This window comes from Nonomuraea lactucae, assembly GCF_003313395.1.
In the GTDB taxonomy this organism is placed as follows: domain Bacteria; phylum Actinomycetota; class Actinomycetes; order Streptosporangiales; family Streptosporangiaceae; genus Nonomuraea; species Nonomuraea lactucae.
On sequence record NZ_QNFZ01000835.1, the window covers coordinates 1 to 5,908 of the forward strand.

The window sequence follows — 5,908 nt, forward strand, 5'->3', positions numbered from 1 at the left end:
CTCGGGCAGCTCGGTGAGCGCGACCCAGTCGCCGACGCACGGGAGCGCCACCGGGTCCTCGGCGGCCGCCCGGCGGACGTGGGCGGCGTAGCGGGCGTGGTGCTGGCCGTCCGCCGCGATCACCTCGGCGGAGCCTCGGTCGACGCGGGCCACGCGGGCGGGAACGGTGCCGGGCGGGAGGTCGGCGGCGCGGGAGCCGGTCCAGCCGAGCAGTGAGAGATCGGAAGACAACGCAGTGAGTCCTTTGGTCGAGAGTCGAGAAGGAAGGCCGGATGGCTCAGGCGACCGGCCGGAGGTGGGTGGACGGCATGCTGAAGTCGACCCGCATGGTCCTCACCTCCTCACTTCTCGATCCGCGACACGTCCCCGAGACTCTACGCAGCTCGTCCCGGACGCCGCAATCCCATTTTTCTTTCCGTCCGGTTGAACCGTCACCGCAGCTCCAGCCGTACCCCCTGCCGACGCACTCGAGAAAGGGGAATGATGCGAGTCAGCACGTATCCCCCACCCTCGACCGAGGGGGCCGATCCGATGGGCAAGCCGCGGTTGAGCCATTGGATCAGGCGTGTACGACCGGATGACGACCTCGTCGTCTCGGCGCTCTACCGGGAGTACCACCGGCCGCTGCTGGCCTTCGTCGCACGCCTGACGGGGGGCGACAGGCAGTGGGCGGAGGACGTCGTGCAGGAGACCATGATCCGTGCCTGGCGCAGCGCCGAGCGGCTCGACCCCGCGTCGGTCTCGTTGATGCCCTGGCTCGCCACCGTCGCCAGACGTATCGTGATCGATGACCGGCGGCGCAGGGACGCCCGTCCCAGGGAGTCGAGTGACGGACCGCTGGAGCGCGTGCCCATGCCCGACGAGGTGGACGGAATGCTGCACCAGGTGGTCGTGTCCGATGCGCTCAGGGCGCTGTCGCCGGCGCACCGTGAGATCCTGAACGAGACGATCCTGCGCGACCGGTCGGTCAACGACGCCGCGCAGGCGCTCGGGATCCCCGTGGGCACGGTGAAGTCCCGCGTCTACTACGCGGTGCGCGCGTTGCGCGTCGCACTGGAGGAGAGAGGGGTGACGGCGTGAACTTCCAGGTGGAACACACCGATGTGGGCGCCTACGCCCTCGGACTGCTGGAGGAGGACGACAAGCGCGCCTTCGAGGCGCACCTCTACGTCTGCCCGTCGTGCCGGGCCGAGCTGGCCGACCTGGCCGGTGTCGCCGGCGCGCTCGACGGGCTCGGTCCCCTCGACGACGAACCTGCCGCCCCTCGCGGTGAACCCGCCGCCCCTCGCGGTGAGGCCGAGGTGGTCGACATGATGCGGCGCAGGCGGGCGGCCGACCGGCGGACCCGCAGGGGGACGGTCATGATCGGCCTGGCCGCCGCGGTCACGCTGGTGGCCGGCGGGCTTACGGTCGGCATGCAGGTGGGCTCCGGCGGGATGTCGTCCCCGGCCGCGTCCGGGATGCCCTCCGACGCGCACATGGGGCCCGCGGAGCAGTTCTACGCTGACGGCAGGCCCGTGGCGGGCACGGGCGCCGGCGGGGTGAACGGGGGTCTGGTCGTCGAGTCGAAGGCGTGGGGCACGCATGCCGCGCTCAAGCTGGCCGGGGTGAAGGGGCCGCTGGAGTGCGAGCTGGTGTCGGTGTCCAAGTCGGGGGTGCGGCGGGTCATGACGGGGTGGTCGGTGCCGGCCGCCGGCTACGGGGTTCCGGGGCAGCCGCGACCGCTCTACATGCACGGGGGCAGCCCGTCGCCGCTCCACGAGATCGACCGCTTCGAGGTGGTCACCACAACGGGGAAGAAGCTGCTGACCGTCGAGGTCTGAGCTTTCCGGGAGCCCTCTCACCTGGGGTGGGAGGGCTTTTTCGCGTCCTGCGACTGCCGGTCGCGCGTGGTGGCTTGTGAGTAAATGTACGCGTTCGGGCGTTGAACCTCGCCGGGCACGGGCGCCGTACTGCTTGCCATACGAGCAGGAATGTCCCGCCTTCGAGAGGTCCCCTCATGCCGCTTTCCCGATCCACCCTCACCAGTGCCGTGCCCGCCGGTGTGCTCGCCACCGGCCTGCTGGCCTCCGCTCTGGCACCCGCGTCCGTCAGCGCCTCCACCGGCGCGGCGACCGAGGTCTACCTCGCCGCGGGGTTACGCGGCGCCAACGAGGTGGGCGCCGCGGGGGACGCCGACGGCCGGGCGACGGTCGTGCTGAAGATCAGCGGCAGCAGGGTCACGTACGCGATCCGCTGGAACAAGATCGACCTGCCCTCCGCCGGGCACGTCCACCTGGGGGCCAGAGGGACGAACGGGGAGGTCAAGCTCCCGTTCTTCACCCAGGCGCTGCCCAAGACCGTGCTGGGACTGATCGGCACGGTCGACGCCGACCCGGCGCTCATCAGATCCCTGGTCCACAGTCCAGGCGGCTTCTACGCCAACCTGCACAACGCCAAGCACCCGCAGGGGGCGGTCCGCGGCCAGTTCTACCGGCTCGTCCGGCCGGTGGACCTCGGTGGCGTGCTGAACGGCAGCAACCACGCGACGCTCGGCTCCCGGGCCGACGGCGCGCAGGAGGTGCAGGGGAACGACGGCATGAAACGCGGCGACCAGGACGGCCGGGGCGTCTGGTGGCTGCGCCCGCACGGCTCGGTCATCGGCTTCACGGCCCTGTGGTCGGGGCTCGGGCAGGTGACCGGCGGCCACGTCCACAAGGGCCCGCCCGGCCAGAACGGCCCCGTGGTCGCCGACCTGATCGGCGCGCCCAACGGACTGCCCGCGAACCTGAGCGGCCTGGCGGGTGAGGCCCCCGTCCGCGCCGCCGTGGTCAGGCGCATCGCCGCCAACCCGGGCAGGTACTACAGCAACCTGCACACCACCGAGTTCAACGGCGGCGCGGTGCGCGGGAAACTCTCCGGACAGGCGTTCGACCACCCGCGGGCGGTCACGGCGGACGTGCTGCGCGGCAGGCAGGTGTACGCCTGCGCCAAGCAGCCCGGCGGCGGCTATGCCTACACCCAGCACGGAGCGGCGGCCAGGCTGCGGCGCGGCGTGGTCCTCACGATGGCCCCCGGCCGGCCGCCGCGGTGGAGGGCCCCCGACGGCAGCTCGGTGCGCGGGCAGGTCGTCGCCAGGAGCTCGAACGGTCACCGCAACCTCCCCGCCCTGCTGCTGGCCGCCGCTCCATCAGGGGGGAGCGGCGGCCTGCTGTCCCACACCACGCAGATCCTCAGGGTCAACACCGAGGGCGGCCTCGCCCCCGCCAGCGCCTGCCGGCCGGGCACCAGGGCGCTGGTGCCGTACCGGGCCGACTACCTGTTCCTCGGCTGACGCGCCAGGCCGATCCCGCCGGATGACCCGCTTCTCCACCGGCCTCCAGGTCGCTTCCGGGGCGATTCGGTCCCGTCCCGGAAGGACCTCCCGGCCGGCCCCGGTCCTCCACGGCCGGCGACCGGCCTCCGCTCCCCGGTACGCGGCCCACCGGGAGCAGGCGACGCCCCGCCGCAGACCGCAGCCCGTGCGGCGGGGCGGTCGCAACACACGGGGTGGGCTCTCGGATCGCTTGGGCTGACGTCACTTCGTGAAGCCGATGTCCTCGTAACGGAGGTCGGCGAAGGCGGTGGCGCCGTAGTTGGCGAGGTTCGACTTGGTCGCGATGATCTCCGGTCCCTGGAAGAGCATGATCCTGGTCACCAGCTCCCAGATCTTGGCGTCGGCCTCGTTGGCGAGCTGCCTGGCCCTGGCCGGGTCGAGTTCGGCGGTGGCTCTGCGGAGCGCCTCGTCCAGCTCGGGCGAGCCGATGCGGCCCTCGTTGCCCCTTGTCAGCACCTCGCCCTTCTCGTCCTTGGTGGGCTGCAGGTAGGCGCCGACGTTGTCGGAGACGGGGAAGGTGCCGCCGCCGACGCCGAAGGTCACGATGTCGAAGTTGCCGGGCCTGACGTACTTGTCGAAGAACTCGGCCGCGGGAGTGGGAATGATCTCGATGGTGATCCCGATCTCCTTCAGCAGCGACTGGGCCAGCTCGGCCGCGAGCTTGTGCCGCTCCTGGCCGCTGATGATGTGGAAACGGATCTTGAGCGGCAGCCCGTTCCTCTCGCGTACCTGCTTGCCCGCGGGCAGCGTCCAGCCCGCCTCGTCGAGCAGCTTCGCGGCCTTGGCCGGGTCGTACTTGCCCAGGCCGCCGGTGTTGTCCTGGTAGCCTTCCTGGCCGTAACCGAAGAAGTGGTTGTCGAGGGTCCTGATCGGCCAGTCCAGGCCCTTGAGCGAGGCCTGGGCGAACACTTCCCGGTTGATCCCGACCAGGACCGCCTGCCGTACCCGGACGTCGGAGAGGGTCGCCGAGGAGCCGTTGAGCATGAGGAAGCGCGTGTCGGTGGACAGCGCCCTGCGCAGCGTCACGCCGGGCACCTCCTTGGCCCGGGCGTAGTAGTTGGCGCTGCCGCCCACGCTGACCAGGTCGAGCTCGTTGTTGGCGAACGCGTTGACCTGCGCGTCGGCCTCCATCCCCCGGAAGATGATCTTGTCCAGCTTGGCTGGTGCGCCCCACCAGCCGGGGTCTCGGACGATGGTGACGGTCCCGGCCGTCTTGTTGATCTCCCCCAGCTTGAACGGCCCCGCGGTGGGCCCCATCCTGCCGAGGTAGCCCTTGTTGAACCCCTCGGCGGTCCTGGTGACCGAGGCGGGCATCAACTGGGCGAACATCTTCTTCCAGTCCGCGTACGGCTTGGCGAAGGTGACGACGACCTCGTGCTCGTTCGCGCCTCGGTCGACCTTCTCCATCTGGTCGTAGGGGTCGGGGCCGCCGGTCTGGTAGCCGTCGTCCCGCCCGTTCATGGCCTTCCACATGCCGATGTAGTCGGCCGCGGTGACGGGCTCGCCGTCGGACCACTTGGCCTTCGGGTTGAGCTTCAGCGTCACCACGGGCTTCTCGCCGGGCTGGATCCCGGCGTCGAGCACGTAGTCGGGGTCGGGCGTGACGTTGCCCTTCTCGTCCGAGGCGAACGCCCTGGGCAGCAGCGCGTCCATCACGACCAGCTGGTCGGCCAGGCCGCCGTTGACGTGCTTGAAGTTCCACTGTTCAGGCAGCGTGCCGATGGGCCAGCGCAGCGTGCCGCCGTCGGCGACCCGGTCGCGGGGCACCGGGTTGACGTCGTGCACGCCGATCTCTGGAGTCGCGGCCCGCTGTGCCGGCGCGCCCGGCCCTGATCCGGACGAACAGCCCGTCACGAGGACCGCCAGCACCACGCCGGTAGCCAAGAGGGATCTCACTTCATGCTCCTTACGGTTGGGTGATGGCAGGCCACGCCGTGGTCGAGGCCGTCGAGCGGGGTGAGCGCCGGTTCCACCCCGACGCAGGGCTCCCGCCGGGCCTCGGGCAGCACGGCGAACGTCGGGCACCGGGAGCGGAACCGGCAGCCCGACGGCGGACCGGCGGGGCCGGGCAGGTCGCCGCGCAGCAGGACGCGGGTCCTGCCGCGTTCCTTGCCGGGGTCGGGAATGGGCACGGCCGAGATCAGCGCCCGCGTGTACGGGTGCGCGGGCCGCTCGTACAGCTCGTCCACCGCGCCGATCTCCACGATCCGGCCCAGGTACATGACCGCGACCCGGTCGGCGATGTGCCTGACGACCGCGAGATCGTGCGCGACGAACAGGTACGACAGGCCCAGCCGGTCCTGCAGTTCCTCCAGCAGGTTGATGATCCCGGCCTGGATCGACACGTCGAGGGCGGAGACCGGCTCGTCGAGGATCACCAGCTCGGGCTCCAGCGCCAGGGCCCTGGCGATGCCGATGCGCTGCCGCTGGCCGCCGGAGAAGCCGCGCGCGTAGCGGGAGGCCGCGCCCGGGTCCAGCCCCACCAGCCGCAGCAGCTCGCCGACCCGCCGCTCGACGTCGGGCCGGCCGTGGGCGCGCAGGGGTTCGGCGACG

5 protein-coding genes and 1 pseudogene are annotated in these 5,908 nt (G+C 71.4%); 3 read left to right on the top strand and 3 right to left on the bottom strand.

All coding sequences use genetic code 11. The annotated features are described in order from the left end of the window. Positions 1–231, bottom strand: a pseudogene (locus DQW85_RS28995) (ribosome small subunit-dependent GTPase A); the annotation flags it as partial. Between the two features lie 249 nt (positions 232–480). On the opposite strand from DQW85_RS28995, the gene DQW85_RS29000 reads away from it, so the two are divergent. From DQW85_RS29000 to DQW85_RS29010, 3 genes are all read left to right on the top strand, one after another. Beyond that, positions 481–1,080, top strand: coding sequence for a sigma-70 family RNA polymerase sigma factor (locus DQW85_RS29000; RefSeq protein ID WP_476703622.1), 600 nt, complete (start codon positions 481–483; stop codon positions 1,078–1,080). Next, positions 1,077–1,823, top strand: coding sequence for an anti-sigma factor family protein (locus tag DQW85_RS29005; RefSeq protein ID WP_113703034.1), 747 nt, complete (start codon positions 1,077–1,079; stop codon positions 1,821–1,823). The genes DQW85_RS29000 and DQW85_RS29005 overlap by 4 nt, the downstream gene beginning before the upstream one ends. Before the next feature lie 176 nt (positions 1,824–1,999). Next, positions 2,000–3,313: a CHRD domain-containing protein gene (locus DQW85_RS29010; RefSeq protein ID WP_113703035.1), complete on the top strand. Its 1,314-nt coding sequence runs from the start codon at positions 2,000–2,002 to the stop codon at positions 3,311–3,313. Positions 3,314–3,556: 243 nt separating this feature from the next. Here the strand turns inward: DQW85_RS29010 and DQW85_RS29015 are convergent, their stop codons facing one another. Then, positions 3,557–5,251, bottom strand: coding sequence for an ABC transporter family substrate-binding protein (locus tag DQW85_RS29015; RefSeq protein WP_162795461.1), 1,695 nt, complete (start codon positions 5,249–5,251; stop codon positions 3,557–3,559). Further along, on the bottom strand, positions 5,248–5,908 hold a 661-nt coding region (locus tag DQW85_RS29020), incomplete at its 5' end, for an oligopeptide/dipeptide ABC transporter ATP-binding protein (RefSeq protein ID WP_162795462.1). The genes DQW85_RS29020 and DQW85_RS29015, both read right to left, overlap by 4 nt.